Source organism: Candidatus Velamenicoccus archaeovorus (genome assembly GCF_004102945.1).
GTDB lineage: Bacteria > Omnitrophota > Gorgyraeia > Velamenicoccales > Velamenicoccaceae > Velamenicoccus > Velamenicoccus archaeovorus.
On record NZ_CP019384.1, the window covers coordinates 777,535 to 792,516 of the forward strand.

General features: G+C 48.4%; 16 protein-coding genes. All 16 read left to right on the forward strand.

Going from position 1 to position 14,982, the window contains the following annotated elements:
* The first annotated feature begins 6 nt into the window (after positions 1-6).
* The 16 genes from BU251_RS03305 (at position 7) to BU251_RS03380 (ending at position 14,953) form a co-directional block, all read left to right on the forward strand.
* Positions 7-930, forward strand: coding sequence for a radical SAM protein (locus tag BU251_RS03305; RefSeq protein WP_128699479.1), 924 nt, complete (start codon positions 7-9; stop codon positions 928-930).
* A gap of 77 nt (positions 931-1,007) precedes the next feature.
* Positions 1,008-1,832 (forward strand): glycosyltransferase family protein, encoded by an 825-nt coding sequence (locus BU251_RS03310; RefSeq protein WP_128699480.1) that lies wholly within the window; start codon positions 1,008-1,010, stop codon positions 1,830-1,832.
* Between the two features lies 1 nt (position 1,833).
* Positions 1,834-2,022 carry a hypothetical protein gene (locus tag BU251_RS03315; RefSeq protein WP_128699481.1) on the forward strand — a complete coding sequence of 63 codons (189 nt, stop codon included), beginning with the start codon at positions 1,834-1,836 and terminating at the stop codon, positions 2,020-2,022.
* Positions 2,019-2,825 (forward strand): SAM-dependent methyltransferase, encoded by an 807-nt coding sequence (locus BU251_RS03320; RefSeq protein WP_128699482.1) that lies wholly within the window; start codon positions 2,019-2,021, stop codon positions 2,823-2,825. Before BU251_RS03315 ends, BU251_RS03320 begins: the two co-directional genes overlap by 4 nt.
* A gap of 66 nt (positions 2,826-2,891) precedes the next feature.
* Complete coding sequence (locus BU251_RS03325; RefSeq protein WP_128699483.1) at positions 2,892-3,713, forward strand: hypothetical protein; 822 nt, start codon at positions 2,892-2,894, stop codon at positions 3,711-3,713.
* Between the two features lie 51 nt (positions 3,714-3,764).
* Positions 3,765-4,034, forward strand: a complete 270-nt coding sequence (locus BU251_RS03330; protein ID WP_128699484.1) for a septation protein SpoVG family protein — start codon at positions 3,765-3,767, stop codon at positions 4,032-4,034.
* Positions 4,035-4,154: 120 nt separating this feature from the next.
* Positions 4,155-4,358 (forward strand): hypothetical protein, encoded by a 204-nt coding sequence (locus BU251_RS03335; RefSeq protein WP_128699485.1) that lies wholly within the window; start codon positions 4,155-4,157, stop codon positions 4,356-4,358.
* Positions 4,359-4,362: 4 nt separating this feature from the next.
* A complete protein-coding gene (locus tag BU251_RS03340) occupies positions 4,363-5,889 on the forward strand; it encodes a WD40/YVTN/BNR-like repeat-containing protein (protein WP_128699486.1) in 1,527 nt (508 codons plus the stop codon).
* A 95-nt stretch (positions 5,890-5,984) separates the two neighbouring features.
* Positions 5,985-6,350 (forward strand): response regulator, encoded by a 366-nt coding sequence (locus tag BU251_RS03345; protein WP_128699487.1) that lies wholly within the window; start codon positions 5,985-5,987, stop codon positions 6,348-6,350.
* A 58-nt stretch (positions 6,351-6,408) separates the two neighbouring features.
* Positions 6,409-9,180, forward strand: a complete 2,772-nt coding sequence (locus BU251_RS03350) for a tetratricopeptide repeat protein (protein WP_128699488.1) — start codon at positions 6,409-6,411, stop codon at positions 9,178-9,180.
* Positions 9,181-9,213: 33 nt separating this feature from the next.
* Complete coding sequence (locus BU251_RS03355; RefSeq protein WP_128699489.1) at positions 9,214-10,395, forward strand: HD-GYP domain-containing protein; 1,182 nt, start codon at positions 9,214-9,216, stop codon at positions 10,393-10,395.
* The gene (locus BU251_RS03360) at positions 10,392-10,841 is read left to right on the forward strand and encodes a GspE/PulE/PilB domain-containing protein (protein ID WP_128699490.1); all 450 of its coding nucleotides are present in this window, start codon (positions 10,392-10,394) and stop codon (positions 10,839-10,841) included. Before BU251_RS03355 ends, BU251_RS03360 begins: the two co-directional genes overlap by 4 nt.
* A gap of 90 nt (positions 10,842-10,931) precedes the next feature.
* Complete coding sequence (locus tag BU251_RS03365; protein ID WP_128699491.1) at positions 10,932-11,378, forward strand: MarR family winged helix-turn-helix transcriptional regulator; 447 nt, start codon at positions 10,932-10,934, stop codon at positions 11,376-11,378.
* Complete coding sequence (locus BU251_RS03370; protein ID WP_164908840.1) at positions 11,365-12,921, forward strand: TolC family protein; 1,557 nt, start codon at positions 11,365-11,367, stop codon at positions 12,919-12,921. Before BU251_RS03365 ends, BU251_RS03370 begins: the two co-directional genes overlap by 14 nt.
* Positions 12,918-13,814 carry an efflux RND transporter periplasmic adaptor subunit gene (locus tag BU251_RS03375; RefSeq protein WP_128699493.1) on the forward strand — a complete coding sequence of 299 codons (897 nt, stop codon included), beginning with the start codon at positions 12,918-12,920 and terminating at the stop codon, positions 13,812-13,814. Before BU251_RS03370 ends, BU251_RS03375 begins: the two co-directional genes overlap by 4 nt.
* Positions 13,811-14,953, forward strand: coding sequence for an efflux RND transporter permease subunit (locus BU251_RS03380; protein WP_128699494.1), 1,143 nt, complete (start codon positions 13,811-13,813; stop codon positions 14,951-14,953). The genes BU251_RS03375 and BU251_RS03380 overlap by 4 nt, the downstream gene beginning before the upstream one ends.
* Positions 14,954-14,982 lie beyond the last annotated feature (29 nt).

Below are 14,982 nucleotides of genomic sequence, written 5' to 3' on the forward strand. Positions count from 1 at the left end.
GTAACGATGAAAGCAATCCAAGATACGTGGCTGATCCAGATCGAGATCACGAATGCGTGTATACACCAATGTTTGCATTGCACACGTTTTGTCGGCCATCATGTTAAGCCCTATTATATGGATTTGGCGATGTTTGAGAAGGCTGTTGATTCATTAGAAGGGTACCCCGGTGGCGTGGGCGTGATGGGAGGCGAGCCTACGATTCATCCAAAGTTCAAAGAGATTTGCGAAATTCTGCGCAAGAAGATGCCTTTGGAGAAGCGTTTCTTGTGGACTTCCGGCTACAAATGGAAAGAGTATCGGGATATCATCCGCAAGACATTCGCAGAGAATATTTATTACAATGACCATGAAGACGATACCCAGAAGCACCAGCCTCTTTTGATTGCGATGGAGGATGCATTGGACGATCGGGTTTTCATGCGTTCTTTGATTGATAAATGCTGGATACAGGAGAAATGGTCGCCTTCGATCAACCCGAAAGGCGGATTTTTTTGTGAAGTTGCCGCGGCCATGGATATGCTTTTCGACGGACCGGGCGGATACCCTCTGGAAAAAGGCTGGTGGAAAAAGTCGGTGGAGGATTTTGAGGATCAGATCAACAGGTATTGCTTTCGGTGCAGCGCCGCCCTGCCTCTGCCGCCTTTCAATAACCAGAAAGGGGATGAATTGGTTTCCGTATCAAATTACGCCAAATTACAAAAGATCTGCAGCCGCAAATTCCGGGAGTCGAAGGTTCGGCTTGTCGATACAAAATATACGAAAGAACAAATCCTCGAATGGAGCGGGAATTGGAAACCGTGGGTTTATACCGGCGAAGAGGGCCGCAAGACCTTGTATGATCTTTACGGATGGTGGCATGGGTTTTGGGTTACGCATGGCAAGAAAAGCCGCAAACGCAAGAAGAAACAACAGCAGGCTAAAGCATAACGATCTTGGATAATCGGATTCCCTTAAAAAGTAAGAAACGCTTGGCTTTGGTTTTCCAGCGGAATTCCCGGGTTGCAATGGGGGAGCGCTGCATGGAGGTCCTGCGGCGCGATCCGCTTCTTGAGCTGTGTCAATTTGATATGCAGGAGATCCAGCCGGTCAAAGGGGGTTTTGATTTTTACATCCGCTTTGACGACGGAGATTATACGGTTGCGATGCCTCGGCACTTGCGTCCGGCCGCTTGGTGGATCTCCGACACCCACCTCAGAAAACCTTATAAGAAAATCAGAAGACAGGCCAGAGATTATGATGCGCTTTTCCTGGCGCAAAAAGACGATATCCAGCGGTTGAAAAGAGACGCCGGAGTTACAGCCTATTGGCTGCCGTGGGCTGCCGATGCACTGAAACCCGGGCAGGTTTTTCTGGGCGATGAGCAACGTCTCTATGATATCTGTTTCATCGGCACGGAAGGAAAATACAGTCTTCGAAAAGTTGTTATCGAGACACTCAGGCATTATTATTCTAATTCTTACATCGGCCGCGCCGAACGCGAACAATTGTACGATTTTTACTCCAAAGCCAAGATCGTCGTTAATTATCCTATCCATAATGATATCAACGCGCGGTTCTTTGAGGCCATGGGGGCGGGGGCTATGCTCTTGACGCATCGAGTAGAAGGAAACGGCATCGGCGAGATCTTTGAAGAAGACAAGCATCTGGTTATGTTTGACGATATTCTCGGTGAAATGAGAAAAAAGATTGACTTTTATCTGGCGCATCCGCAACAGCGGATGGAGATTGCAAAGAATGGCTTTGATCTCGTTAATGGCCGGCATGCCTATCAAGACCGCCTCAAGACACTATTTAAGACCATGGGCATAGCGTTGTCGGAGGGTTTTTAGCTTGTATCGCATATCCGTTGGGATGGAATCGAAGTTTAACCTGTTTTCGCCTTTTTGGTTTTACAGGTCCAGATATGAGGAGTGGTTTATCGTCCGCATCTTCGGTATTTATTACTGGTTCCATGAAAAGAAGAAATCCGGCGCGAAGGCGCCGGACGCCTTTAAGGCAATGCAAAAGAAGGCCATATGAGCGATCGGAAAATCGTCGACCCAAATCTCTACGACGCGGATTATTATTATCATGATAACGAAGGATGCCATGAATACGCACGTGGGTTGGATGTCGCTATTCACCCGAAATATAAACACGTTTTGGAGATTGCTTGTCCTCAGGAAGGCGATGAAATTCTGGATGTTGGCTGTGGGAGGGGAGAATTGTTATATTATTGCGCAAAAAGAGGCGCTCATGTCTTGGGGTTGGATTACAGCAGGGCGGCTATTGATATCGCTAGGCAAACGATCCAGATGCTGCCTGTTGAGATGAGGGCTTTTGTCAAAGCTGAGATGGGGGATGTCGCCGACCATAATTTTTCCCACCGCTATGATCTGATTTTTATGCTCGATGTTTTTGAACATATGAACGACGACCAGCTGGAGCGGACGTGTGAGAAATTCAAGAAGATCCTCAAAGAAAACGGAAGGATCATCATTACGACTCCGAATCTGTATTATGAAAAATACCTTCAACCGCTTAAAATGGCGCTGGATCTTCCATTTCGATTTTTAAAATGGACATTCCGGGTCATAAGGGGCAAGTATCGGCCCAAAAGTGCCGGAGAATTCCTAGAGAATGCGTTAAAGGTCAGGGTTGTTGGAAGAGGCGAGGCCGGCAAGGCCTTGCATGTCAATGTTTCCACGCCGCGCAAGATCAGGGTGATGCTTAAAGATTTTAAAGTGGATATTTGGTGCGAAGATCCGTCGTGGGCGCCCATCAGCCTTATCGCAAAAAAATGGTGGGGAAGGCAGATTGTTGCTGTGGCGCAGTACAAATAATTTTTTTGGTCCAAATGTTTCATAATTGGAATATAAAATTTATAAAATGAAACAAAAGGAGGAATTATGAAAAGTTGGCGAAGTGTAGAACGATGGGGTGTATTTTTGATCTTGAGTTTTCTGTGGACATCGGAAGTGTCAGCGGCGATTCCACGAGCGATTAATTACCAAGGGCGCTTGACGGATTCAAGCGGGATTCCTTTAACAGGCGCCTATGATGTTACTTTCAAGATTTATGATGCGCAAACAGCTGGAAATCTATTGTGGCAGGAGACGCATGCCGGAGTTGTTGTGGACAAGGGGCTGTTTAATGTGATCCTGGGATCTGTTTCTGGTTTGAATATTGCCTTTGACAAGCCGTATTATCTTGAGATCAAAGTTGGTAGCGAGGTTATGGTTCCCAGACAACAAGTCACAAGCTCCGGTTATGCCATACGGTCGGAGATCGCCGATGATTCTGTTAAGTTCTTGGGTAAAGGCTTAGGTGATTTTGTTCTTTCCGGCGATATTACGGCAGTACCGACGGCCAATAAGGCAGTAAAGCTCGACGGTAATGCGAAACTGCCTACAGCGGCCTTGAAGACATTTGATAGCGGTTGGTTCGTGGTCGTCCGTAACGCAGCTTATCTGAAGACGCATAACCTGGGGACAACGAAATGTATCGTCGTCGGTTATCTTGCTGAAAATAGTGATGGCTCCGGCAGATTTGCTTGGGGGCTAGGACAGAACCAGCAGTATGGCGGCGGCGTTTTTGTTGCCGAGATGACGCCGACGACTGTAACCATACGGACCGATCCAGATCATTTGGGCAGTGTCAGAGACAAAAATGGCAATGCCTGGAATCCGACGTCTGGTTACGTAAGAATTATTATGTGGGCACTGGAATAATAGAGAGATAGGTGCTGTTAAAAACAGTTGTATTAACAAGGAGGAAGGAATATGTCTTTTGAAATCAAGGTCAATAGGATCCATCGCCTGGATCCGCAAATCAGGAATATCAAGGCATTTGCGGATATCGAAATCAGCGGCGCAATTCTTGTCAAGGGGTTGCAGGTGTTGGATGGCAGGAATGGTCTGTTTGTTTCTATGCCGCGACAAAAAGGTAAAGATAATAAATGGTATGAAACAGTCAGGACGATGACGCCGGAAGCGAAAGATAAAGTGATGTCTGTGGTTTTGGAGGCGTATGAAGCCAAGACGAGCGAATAACTAAGAGAGTTTGAGAGGTGCTCCGTTTAGGTGTCCGGGATTAACCCCGCAGTGGATGGATTTCTGTAATTTTATGAAGGCGGAGGGTTTGATTCCGTCTGATGCGCGGTTGAGGAGGATATGGCGATGCAAACAGATAAGGCAATGATATTGAAAAGGCTCCAAGGCAGACGAAATGTGCTCAGAGAGAAGCTTAAAAAACATTTTAGTTCGGCTGTTTCTGAGCGGGATTATAAGGAGTTTGAAAAGATAGTTGACGAGCTTGATGAGTTAAGAATGAAGATTCGTTTTTTAAAAATGGAGAATGTCGATGATAAAGGGTAGGGTTTTGATAAAAAAGCTGGGCCTTGCCGGCGTATTTTTAATCATGATGGGATTTTGGGGGTATTGTTATGTCTACGCCGGTGATTTTGAGCGTCTTGATTCAAGGGGATTGGAGGGGCGCAAACCTTTGTCGATTAGCTCGGACGAAACGGGAGGTCAGGTTGTTTGGGTCGGGACTGATGGGGGTATTTTTAGGAAGGAACTTTCGAAAAACGGAGCATGGCAAAAGATTGTATTAGAGGATGTTGCCGATGTTCGTGTCAACCGCATAGAATTTTCTTCTTATGTACCTTTTGGATATGCCGCTACTTCGAAAGGGGTATATGAAATAGATCCCGTTTCTTCCTTGACCTGCAAGATATATTCCAGCGACCAGGATGCTGAAAATGAATGTTATGGTGTGGCAGTTGACGTTGGCCAGAACATTTATATCGCCACAAAAGGAGGTCTCTTCGTGAGACCCGGGAAGGGAAAAAGATGGACAAAAAGCATTGCTGTCTTGGGAAATAAGACGATTGATTATGTTTATGCCGCAGGAACGGTTCTTTATGTCGCGGCATCCGACGGGCTCTATCGATCGAGAGACAAAGCAAAAACATGGGAAAAAGTTTTTTCTTTGAGTACGGGTTCAAGCCGTGAGGAAGCGGCTGAAGATGAGGAAGAAAACGCCGAGGAAGGTGTGTCAAATCGTATTTATGCAGCCATGGGGGAGAAGGGGACGCCGTCCACGATCTATCTGGCAACATCGCTTGGGGGATTCCGGAGTCGGGATGAAGGAGAAACTTGGGAGTCGCTGCCTTTGACAGGATTGGATTCAAAGGGTATTCTTGATTTGATCCTGTCTGTATCTCGAGGGGCACTGTATGCTGCGACAAAAAATGGAGTGTTTCGAATGGATGGGGATGGTTGGTCTGTGATTGCTCCATTAAATGCTTGCCATGGTCTGGTTTTGATTAATGAAAAGATTTTCGTCGCAACGTCTATGGGGATCTATGCTTTTGAAGTGAATGATGGCAATGACGAAATCAGGATCTCTATAAACAAAGATACCAAACAAGATTCTGAATATGAACCAACTATCCAGGAAGTCCAGCAAATGGTCATACGATATTGCGATGTCAGCAATGATAAGATTGCCTCTTGGCATAAAGAGGCCAGAGTTAAAGCGTTTTTACCGGATTTGTCGTTTGGATATGGCAATAATGTCTACGGATCCTATAATGGGATTTTCGCCGTCGGTCCTAACGATTGGCAGGTGAATCTGTCCTGGGAATTGGGTGATTTGATATATTCCCCTGATCAGACAAGCATTGATGTGCGTTCACGTTTGATGGTGCAGTTGAGGAATGATGTGCTCGCTGAGGCAACGCAATTATATTATGAACGTAAAAGACTTCTGATTGAGCTTTCCGACGGTTTTTTAAGCTCAGAAGACCTTTCTAAAAGAAAAATCAGACTTGAAGAAGTTTCTGCGCTTCTCGATCGATTGACGGGAGGAACTTTTTCAAAAGTTTTAAAAAGCTCACCTTAGTTTTTTCAAGAGTATAACCCTCTGATTTTTCTTGACTTACCTCACATATGTTTGTATAATTTATTTTCTTAGATTTTCATTTAGGAGCAAAGATTATGCCCAAATTGATGGTGGTCGATGACGAAGAAGACGTCAGGGAATACCTCAAGAGTTATTTCAGAAGGCGCAAGATTGACGTTGTGACAGCCGAGAGCGGTGAAGAAGCCCTGAGCCTTCTTAAAAGCCTGGATCCTGATCTGATGCTTTTGGATATCCGGATGGGGGGCATCGACGGCATTGAGACATTGCGCAGAATGAGGGAAGCCGGGAAGCAGACAAAAGTGATCATGGTGACGGGTGTCGAGGAGCAGAAGATACTGGACCGTCTGGCTGAATTCAACGTCCTGGCTTGCGTGCATAAGCCTTTGATGCTCGATGAGCTTGAAAAGCAGGTATTGCAGAGAATCGTTATCGATCCTTAGTTCCGTTTACCAGAATTCCCTGTCCGCCGTAAGCGGCGGGCGAGGGCTCCAGACATCTATGTTGATGCTCAAAAGAACGTTGTCATTGTTGATCGTTGCTGCGATCATCATCCCGCCCCAGGCCGCTTTTGCTTTTTCTCCGACTTCCCAGTATCTCGTAGAGACAGCCATGACGTATTACAGCATGGGCTGTTACCAGGAAGCTCTGCATGAATTCAACAAGGCGCTTCTTGTCGATCCGGAGAATGCCGATGCCCAATATTATATCTCTAAAATAAATGCGACAAATGAAATGGTGGGTTCGTCGCGTAGCGCCGTCATTGCCGAAATGCTGGATGCGCAGGAGGGCGCGGCATCCCAAAAACGGGTTCAGGCAAGCCGCGAAGAGATTGTCAACCGTCAATTAGCGGAGTTCTCAAGAAGGCCGGGATCCGAGGCGGCGCCATCTGGCCGAGGGGCACAGCACGCCGGCGAAGAGGGCCTTTCGGGGCAGCAGGTTTCGGATTATGCGACTATTTCAGGTGAATATCAGGCGGCCATGGGGGTGCGTTCGCCGGATGAGTTTATTTGGAAAGAAGCCAATGCCGATTTGAATGAGCGTAACTACAGGATTCTTTTCAGCGATACGCGTTATAACACGTTCGACCCCGCCATCTACGATCGCCTTCGTTTTATCATCGACACCAAGCCTCAGTCAGTTTCGGATGGCTTGTTGACGGCCCACACCAATCTGACGATTGATCCCTGGAGTTTTACGGGGAAGTCCGACAAGTTCACGGTCACCGGCGCAGGCGGTGATGCCGTCGAGGTGGAATTGAAATACTGGTCAAATACCGGCAGGACCATCAATGAAATCTATAACACGTTGAGGAATGGCGACGGCCTGGCCCTGCCGGAAATCAAGGTGATTGATGGAATGACGTCCCCAACGACCGTTACCTCTACCTTCAAAAATACGTTTACCATCCCATCCCAGAAGATTGATAGGACTTTTATGCCCATCAGGGAATTCTGGCTGGATTACAAGGAAGAGTCCTTGAGTTTTCGATTTTTCCCCATGGGCTTCCAGGATCAGGCGTTGACAAGCGACGATCCCCTGAATGTTTCCAATCATCATACGTGGTGGGAGGAGAGTCCTTGGCTGGCGGATTGGAAGCCGGGGCAGTTGAATGCCGGCGCCACGCCCGTTGATTTTACAAAAGGCCAATGGGACGATTCTCTGGCATTTTACACCCGCGACAGCGACGGGGTTCGCCTCACGGCTTTGAGGGGCGGGACGCTGGCCTATGACGGCATCGATTTTAAGCTAAGGTCCACCATTGCCAGCCCCAAGAACCTCTGGGCGGATTATGACCAGTTCGAGACCTATGCGGCGGCGACAAGGATGACGTATGATCTTTTGTATAACGTCGGAATCGGTTTTACGCATGCCGGACATTACGGCTTTAATGAGAGTAATTTAGACGGCCTAAACAATGTCTTTTCCTTGGACGGCAAGATGGAGCCGATCGTCGGCACCAAGTTCGTGATCCAGGCGGCGACTTCGGAATCTTCTTACGACCTTTCCGACGATGTTTATGAAACCCATAAAAGTGGCCAGGCGTATTTCGTTTCCATGGTCAATAGATGGCCCTCCGAAGATCTTTATGAGCAGGATTACGGCGCGGTCAGACGCAGCCAGGATGAGGCGTGGTTTTTGAAGAGCCGGTTGCGTGCCGTCCGCATGGCCCAGGGGTTTGATGCAACCCTGTCCAATTACAGCCAGACGAGGGATGATGAGTATTGGTCCCGTCATATTTCTTTCCGTAAGCACCCGTTGTACATTTACACGGGTCTGACCAAACCCATGAAGTTCGAGGATATCGAGGCCTTTGCCATCGGCGATGGCATCGACAGCGGTCGTTCCGTCGTCAGCTGGCGGCTAGAGGGGGAAAAGAAAATATTCGATCATTATCTCAAAGGTCTCTTTGATGTCCGTAACGTGCATAATTCCCAGACGGGCAGGTTCATCGAGAATGTCGCGCGCCTCCAGATGGAATATCCTGTGACGGACAAATTAATGACAAAATTTCTTGGTATCCGTCATAATCTGCATAAGACGACGGCGGGCGTGGATCCATTCATTTATAACGAAGACCTGGATGCGTATGTGGTGAATTCTTCAATCGTCGGCGGACAGGACCCCTCCCTGGGAACCGTTTCCGTAGGCCTGGAATACCAGGTGAATGAAATGGTTGCCGTGAATACGGTATATGAGCATACCAACGACTCGACGGTGGCCACGGACAATTATCCCCGGGGTCTGTTCAATGATTCCAGCTACACGACCTATGTCGAGAACGGAAAGGTTTACCGTGAGGCCATCCCCTTCCTTTACAGCCAACAGTATTTTCCCCTGCCCCCCTATGACTACTTTGATATTTATAAATTCGGCTTCAGCTTTCAACCAACTCCTCAGCTGGAATTCTATCTTGATCTTGCCATGAACCAGTTCAAAGAAGCCGGCCAGATCGACGACAACATGAACCATTACGGCTTGGAGATCGCCTACGTCCCTACGGCCAAGTTGTCTTTTTTGTTCAAGTATGTCTATTCCCGGTGGATCGATATGCTGATGCTGAATGCGACAGGGGAGAGGATCTTCGAGTGGCACAACAATTTTTTCCTTGAGACGCGCTACAAGATGGAAAAAGATGCGGAATTGATCTTCGATTACGGTGTCGGTGGCATCACGCCGCTGGGGTCGTCTACTTATGATCCTTTCGGCGGTTCGCTCGCGGTACTGGACACTCAGCATATTTTTAGGTTATATTATAGAAAGAGGTTTTGAAGGGCCCACTCACGCTTAACAGCTTGGTTGCCTATGAGGGTCAATTATAAAAAAGAACTGGAAGAAGCGGCGAGGAACATGATCCTTGTCCATAAGCCGCATACCCTCATCCGCATGATTCTGCGGACGATCGTGCGCAAAGTTAAGATTGAGCACGCAGGCACCCTCCTTTACGAAAAAACCCGCAACAGCTATATCGTTACCATCACTCGCGGCCAGGTTGGCGCAAAATTGCCGGCGGGCTTTATCCGCCTGGATCCCGATGCGCCGATCATCCGCTTTTTCCGCCACAAAGAAGCATACCTCAGTTTTTTTGAAGATGGCGCCTTGATCCTCAGCCGCGTCAATTATCTCCTGCAGAAAAAAGAGCTTTTCCATAATGATCCGGAAACGGAAAAGCTCCTGATTGCCATAAAATTTCAAATGAAGAGTTTCGATGCCGTTGTGAGCGTGCCATGTTATTTCCAGAATGATCTTCTGGGCGTTCTGATGCTGGGAGAGAAGGTCAGCAAGAAATGTTTCAAGGACGAGGAAATCGATTTTTTTATCGCCTTGGCCAACGACGTGGCCATGGCCCTGCGCAATGCCTTCCTTTTCGAGGATTTGCAGCTGGAGATTGAGCGCAATAAACGCCTGTTTTTTGAGACGACGATGGCCTTGGCGGCGGCGATCGACGCTAAAGACCATTATACGCGCGGGCATACCAGTCGGGTGACGGAATACAGCCTGGCGATCGCCAAGCTGATTGCGGCCGATGCGAATGGAAGGAGCGACGATAAATTCTTCGAGGAGCTTCATATCGCCAGCATGCTTCACGATATCGGTAAAATCGGCGTGCCCGAGTCTATCTTGAACAAGAACGGTCCCTTGACGGAAGAAGAACGCAAAAAGATCAACGAACATTCCCTCATCGGCGCAACGATCTTGGGCCCCATCAAGAATCTGGATGGAGTGATTCTGGGCATCAAGCATCATCATGAGCGCCATGACGGCAGGGGGTATCCGGAAGGCCTAGGCGGTGAGGCTATTCCCTATGTTGCCCGCATTATTTCCGTGGCGGATTCTTTTGATGCGATGACAACAGACAGGCCTTATCGTAAAGCTTTTACGCGGGATTATGCGATCGTGGAACTTGAGCGTTGCAGCGGTTCCCAGTTCCATCCCCAGATCGTTAAGGCAGCCGTGACCTTGTACAAAAGGGGGGAGCTTAAGTGAGCGCGATCCAGAATAATGACCGTTACATCGGTGCATTGTTGGTCAAAGACGGCGTCATTACAGAGGGAGACCTGCAAAGAGGTCTGGATGAACAAAAGAAAAACCGCGATTTTCTGTGCACGATCCTTGTACGGCTGGGGATGGCCAGCGAAGAAAAGATATTTTCTATCCTGTCTCTCCAAATAGGCGTCCCTTATTTAAGTTTAAAAGAACTTGCTATCGATCCATTTATTGTCAATCGGCTGCCCGGCCATTTGGCGGCTTCTTGCCGTTGCCTGCCGGTTAAAGAGGTCGGCGGAACGATGTATGTCGCCATGGCGGACCCCCTGGATTCCCGGGTGATTGATGAGATCCGCAGCTATTTGGGGGTTGAACGCATCAAGGCTTTCCTGACAGGGGATGACGACTTGAGCTCGGCTCTCCAGAAATACTACCACCTTCCTTAAAACTCACAAATTATCTTGACAATCAGGGAATACAGGCATATACTTAACTTTAGAAATAGTTAAGTTAGTTAACTATTAGAGAGGTTAAATATGACCCAAGAATCTTTAAGGGAATTCACCCGGCAGATGAGTCAGTTGATGCCGACGATCATGAGGGGGATCCTGAAACGCCATGCCGATGAGGTGACCAGCGGAGAGATCACTATCTCTCAGTATCTTGTCATGGAGATGCTAAGGCGCAAGGGGGCCATGAAGATGACACAGATCGCGCTGGAAATGGGGATCACGTTGCCGGCAGCCACGGGATTGATCGACCGGCTGCATGGCACGAAGATACTGGATAGATTGTATGATCAAGATGACCGTCGGGTGGTCCGTATCCATTTGACGCCCAAAGGCTGCAGACTTTTTTTACAGCTCAGCCGCAAAAGGGAAAAGATGGTCAAGCATATTTTTGGCAAGATCAGCGAAGAAGAGAGGCAGACCTACTTGAAGATTTTGAGGAAGATACGAGATGTTATTTATGAGAAACCATAAACCGGCCGCCGCTGTTTTTTTGCTGCTGTTTTTTCTGGGAACCGTGTCATGTCTTGCGGCAGAGAAACAGGAACAAGAAAAGCCCGCAGTTCCGGGCAAGGAAGAGTTCATCAAAACAGCCAAGCAAAAGAAGACATTGACGCTGAGCGTCTATGATTGTATTCTTTTGGCTTTGAAGAACAATTCCGAGATCAAGATCGCCAGCGTCAACCCGAAGATCAAGGCCGATGACGTCCGTATTGCCCGGGCGGAGTTTGAGCCGACTTTGAATCTTGATTATATGCTGACAGACACTACGGAACAGGCGGCGAGCACGCTTTTGGGCGCCGGGGTCTCTGCATCCAGGGAATTGAATCTTGATCTTAACGTCTCCGGGAAATTGATCACCGGCACTGAGTACAGCCTTGATTTTTTAAATAGCAGGGATTCCAGCAACTCATCGTTTCAGACGATAAACCCTTCTTATACCACAGAGCCGAAAGTGACGATCACCCAGCCCTTGCTTAGAGGGTTCGGCATCGCGGTCAACAAGGCAGATATTTCGATCGCCGCCAATGACGAGAAAGTCTCTGAGCAGAACCTGAAGAGCATCGCCATGGACATTATCACAAAGACCAAGACGGCTTATTATGATTATTTTTACTATCGCGAGGCCTATAAGATCGCGGACGATTTCGTGCAGATGGCGTTGGACCTATTGAAGATCAACAAGCTTCGGTACGAAAAAGGCCTTGTAAGTTCCGTGGACCTTCTTGAGACAGAGACGGCCGTCTTGACGAGACGCAGGTCTTTGATCCTGGCTGAGACGGAACTGAAAAAAGCCGAGGATGAGTTGAAATACGTTACGAATATCGTAGATGATCCCCGGATGTGGAATGCGGTCGTTGCGTTGACGGATGAACCACTGTTTGACGACCAGGAAGTCGACCTCGTCGACAGCCTGGTAGCTGCTTTCAAAAACAGGCCTGACTATGAGGCCAAGCAAATCGAGCTGAAAAACAAGGACATCAGGATCAAGGTGACCAAGAACGCCCTGTTTCCTACTGTTGATCTGATCGGCAGTTTCGGGCTGAACGGCCTTGGGACGGATTATTCCGACAGTCTGTCGAATGTCAGCTCGGATTACAAAGATTGGAGCGTGGGTGTTTCTTTAAGTCTTCCCTGGGGCGGTGCGGAACGGGCTGACTACAATAAGTCCATCCTGGAAAAGGCCCAGGGACTGATGGAACTCAAGAGGCTGGAACAAAGTATTATTCTGGACGTCAGGGACAAGGTTAGAGGGGTTGATTTGGCCATACAGCAGGTGGAGGCGTCTCAATTGGCGAAAGAGTCTCAGTGGAAGAACTATGAGGCGCAGAGGGAGAGGTATGCCGCAGGCCAGATCTCCACGCATGATATGCTTGATTATCAGGATAAATATGCCAGGGCGGACCTCGATTATCTTAAAAGCCTGATCGACTACAACATTGCCCTAGTCGATTTGGATAGGAGCGAAGGTTTGACTTTGATGAACAATAATGTGAAGTTAGAAGGAGCCAAATGAACAAGATGCGCGACATCCATGGGGTTTTGTGTGTATGTATGGCAATAGGCCTTTTTGCTATCGCCGGCTGCGGGTCTAAAAATGCGGAAGCCGTCAAAGAAAAAGAGGTCATTCCGGTCAAGGTGATGAAGGTGGAGACAAAAGACTTGGAGAAGACCCTTGATTATGTAGGTAATATCAAAGCGAAAGACGAGGCCGGCGTTTACCCCAAGGTCAGCGGGAAAATCATAGAGAAAGTCAAAGAGGAAGGCAGCCCCGTTAACAAAGGGGATGTGATTGCATATATCGACAGAGATGAGGTCGGTTTTACGTTTGAAAAGGCGCCTGTCGAGAGTCCTTTGACGGGGGTCGTCGGCAGGATCAATGTCGATATCGGCGCTAATGTCGAGCCGACAACGCAGATAGCTTTTGTCGTCAACATGGAAAAGATGGAGATCGATCTGGATATCCCTGAAAAATATTTGCCTTTTGTTGCTCTGGGGCAGGAGGCGAAGATCACGGTCGACGCCTATCCGGGTGTGGTCTTTATAGGCAAGGTGACGCTGATCAGTCCGGTGGTGGACTTAGAGACCCGCAGCGCGCCCATTGAAATCACCATTGACAATAAGGAGGGGCGTCTGAAATCCGGGATGTTTGCCGATGTCGGGCTTATCATTGAAGAGCACAAGAATGTCCCGGTCGTTCTTAAAGAGGCCCTGATGGGAAAAGGGGACAATCTTTATGTTTATGCCGTTGAAGATCACAAGGCTTCGATGAGAATCGTCAAGGCGGGCATCCGTTATGGAGAATTCGTGGAGATCACAGAAGGCGTCAAGAGCGGCGATGTCGTGGTGGTGATGGGGCAGCAGAGGTTGCGTGACGGCGTTTCTGTCGAAACCGAGGAGTTGAAATGAGTCTTCCTGAATTTGGAGTCAGAAAACCCGTCAGCAATCTGATGATATTCAGCGCCATCATCATCCTGGCTTTTTACAGTCTGACGAGGATCGGCATTGATATCATGCCGGAGATCGAACCGCCGATCATTTCCGTTATCGCCGCTTATCCGGGCGCCAACCCGCAGGATGTCGAGATCAAGGTGACGGAACCGCTGGAAAACCAGCTGGCCACGACACCCGGACTGGAGAAGATCACATCGCGTTCCATGGAAGGAGCTTCTGTTATCTCCTTGAAGTTTAAGTGGGGGACAAACCTGGATGAGGCATCCAACGATATCCGCGACCGCATTGAACAGGCCAAGCGTTATTTGCCTGATATCCCCGATGAGATGGATAATCCGTTTCTCTATAAGTTCAACACAGCCAATATTCCCATTGTTTTTTTCGGCATCACGGCTAACCAGACTTATCCTGAGCTTTACGACCTTATCGATAATTCGGTAGGCGATGCCCTGAGACAGCTACCGGGCGTCGGGACGGTCAATCTTTTTGGCGGTCTTCAGAGACAGGTTAATGTGTGGATCGACAGGGAGCGGCTGGAAGGATACGGTTTTTCCATCCTGGACATAACAAATGCGCTTGATAAGGAAAATATCACTCAGCCTGTCGGCAACATCAAAATGGGCTTGACGGATTATCTTCTGCGCCTTCCGGGAGAATTTGCGACTCCTGATGAGATCAATTCCGTCATCCTGGGCAAGAGCGGCGGCAAGATCGTTTTTCTGAAAGACGTCGCACGCGTTGAGGACGGCTTCAAGGAAGTCACGATGATCGTGCGTATCAACCGGAACCCAGGGCTTCTGATGCAGGTGCAGAAGCAGACAGGCACCAACACGGTCGAGGTGGCTGAACGCGTCAAGAAGAAGATCGCGGAACTCGAGAAGACGCTGCCCTCCGATGTGCATATGCAGATCATTTTTGATACTTCCGAGGATATCATCAATTCGGTCAATAGCTTGACGTCTTCTGTTTGGGTGGCTATTGTTTTGGTTATTTTTGTCGTGTGGTTTTTCCTGAGGCAATCCGCTCCCAGCATGATCATTGCTTTGACAATTCCCTTTTCTCTTCTAACTCAGCGGGAGTTCCCCGCCTGTTAAGGCGGGGGTGAGAGCCCGTTCCTGTGTCT

Excerpts from the sequence above, each read along its gene's own strand:
- BU251_RS03305 (WP_128699479.1), top strand. The coding sequence starts at position 7 with ATGAAAGCAATCCAAGATACGTGGCTGATCCAGATCGAGATCACGAAT.
- BU251_RS03380 (WP_128699494.1), top strand. The coding sequence starts at position 13,811 with ATGAGTCTTCCTGAATTTGGAGTCAGAAAACCCGTCAGCAATCTGATG.
- BU251_RS03330 (WP_128699484.1), top strand. The coding sequence starts at position 3,765 with ATGTCTTTTGAAATCAAGGTCAATAGGATCCATCGCCTGGATCCGCAA.
- BU251_RS03375 (WP_128699493.1), top strand. The coding sequence starts at position 12,918 with ATGAACAAGATGCGCGACATCCATGGGGTTTTGTGTGTATGTATGGCA.
- BU251_RS03320 (WP_128699482.1), top strand. The coding sequence starts at position 2,019 with ATGAGCGATCGGAAAATCGTCGACCCAAATCTCTACGACGCGGATTAT.
- BU251_RS03365 (WP_128699491.1), top strand. The coding sequence starts at position 10,932 with ATGACCCAAGAATCTTTAAGGGAATTCACCCGGCAGATGAGTCAGTTG.
- BU251_RS03350 (WP_128699488.1), top strand. The coding sequence starts at position 6,409 with ATGTTGATGCTCAAAAGAACGTTGTCATTGTTGATCGTTGCTGCGATC.
- BU251_RS03335 (WP_128699485.1), top strand. The coding sequence starts at position 4,155 with ATGGCGATGCAAACAGATAAGGCAATGATATTGAAAAGGCTCCAAGGC.
- BU251_RS03355 (WP_128699489.1), top strand. The coding sequence starts at position 9,214 with ATGAGGGTCAATTATAAAAAAGAACTGGAAGAAGCGGCGAGGAACATG.
- BU251_RS03370 (WP_164908840.1), top strand. The coding sequence starts at position 11,365 with ATGAGAAACCATAAACCGGCCGCCGCTGTTTTTTTGCTGCTGTTTTTT.
- BU251_RS03345 (WP_128699487.1), top strand. The coding sequence starts at position 5,985 with ATGCCCAAATTGATGGTGGTCGATGACGAAGAAGACGTCAGGGAATAC.
- BU251_RS03310 (WP_128699480.1), top strand. The coding sequence starts at position 1,008 with ATGGGGGAGCGCTGCATGGAGGTCCTGCGGCGCGATCCGCTTCTTGAG.
- BU251_RS03325 (WP_128699483.1), top strand. The coding sequence starts at position 2,892 with ATGAAAAGTTGGCGAAGTGTAGAACGATGGGGTGTATTTTTGATCTTG.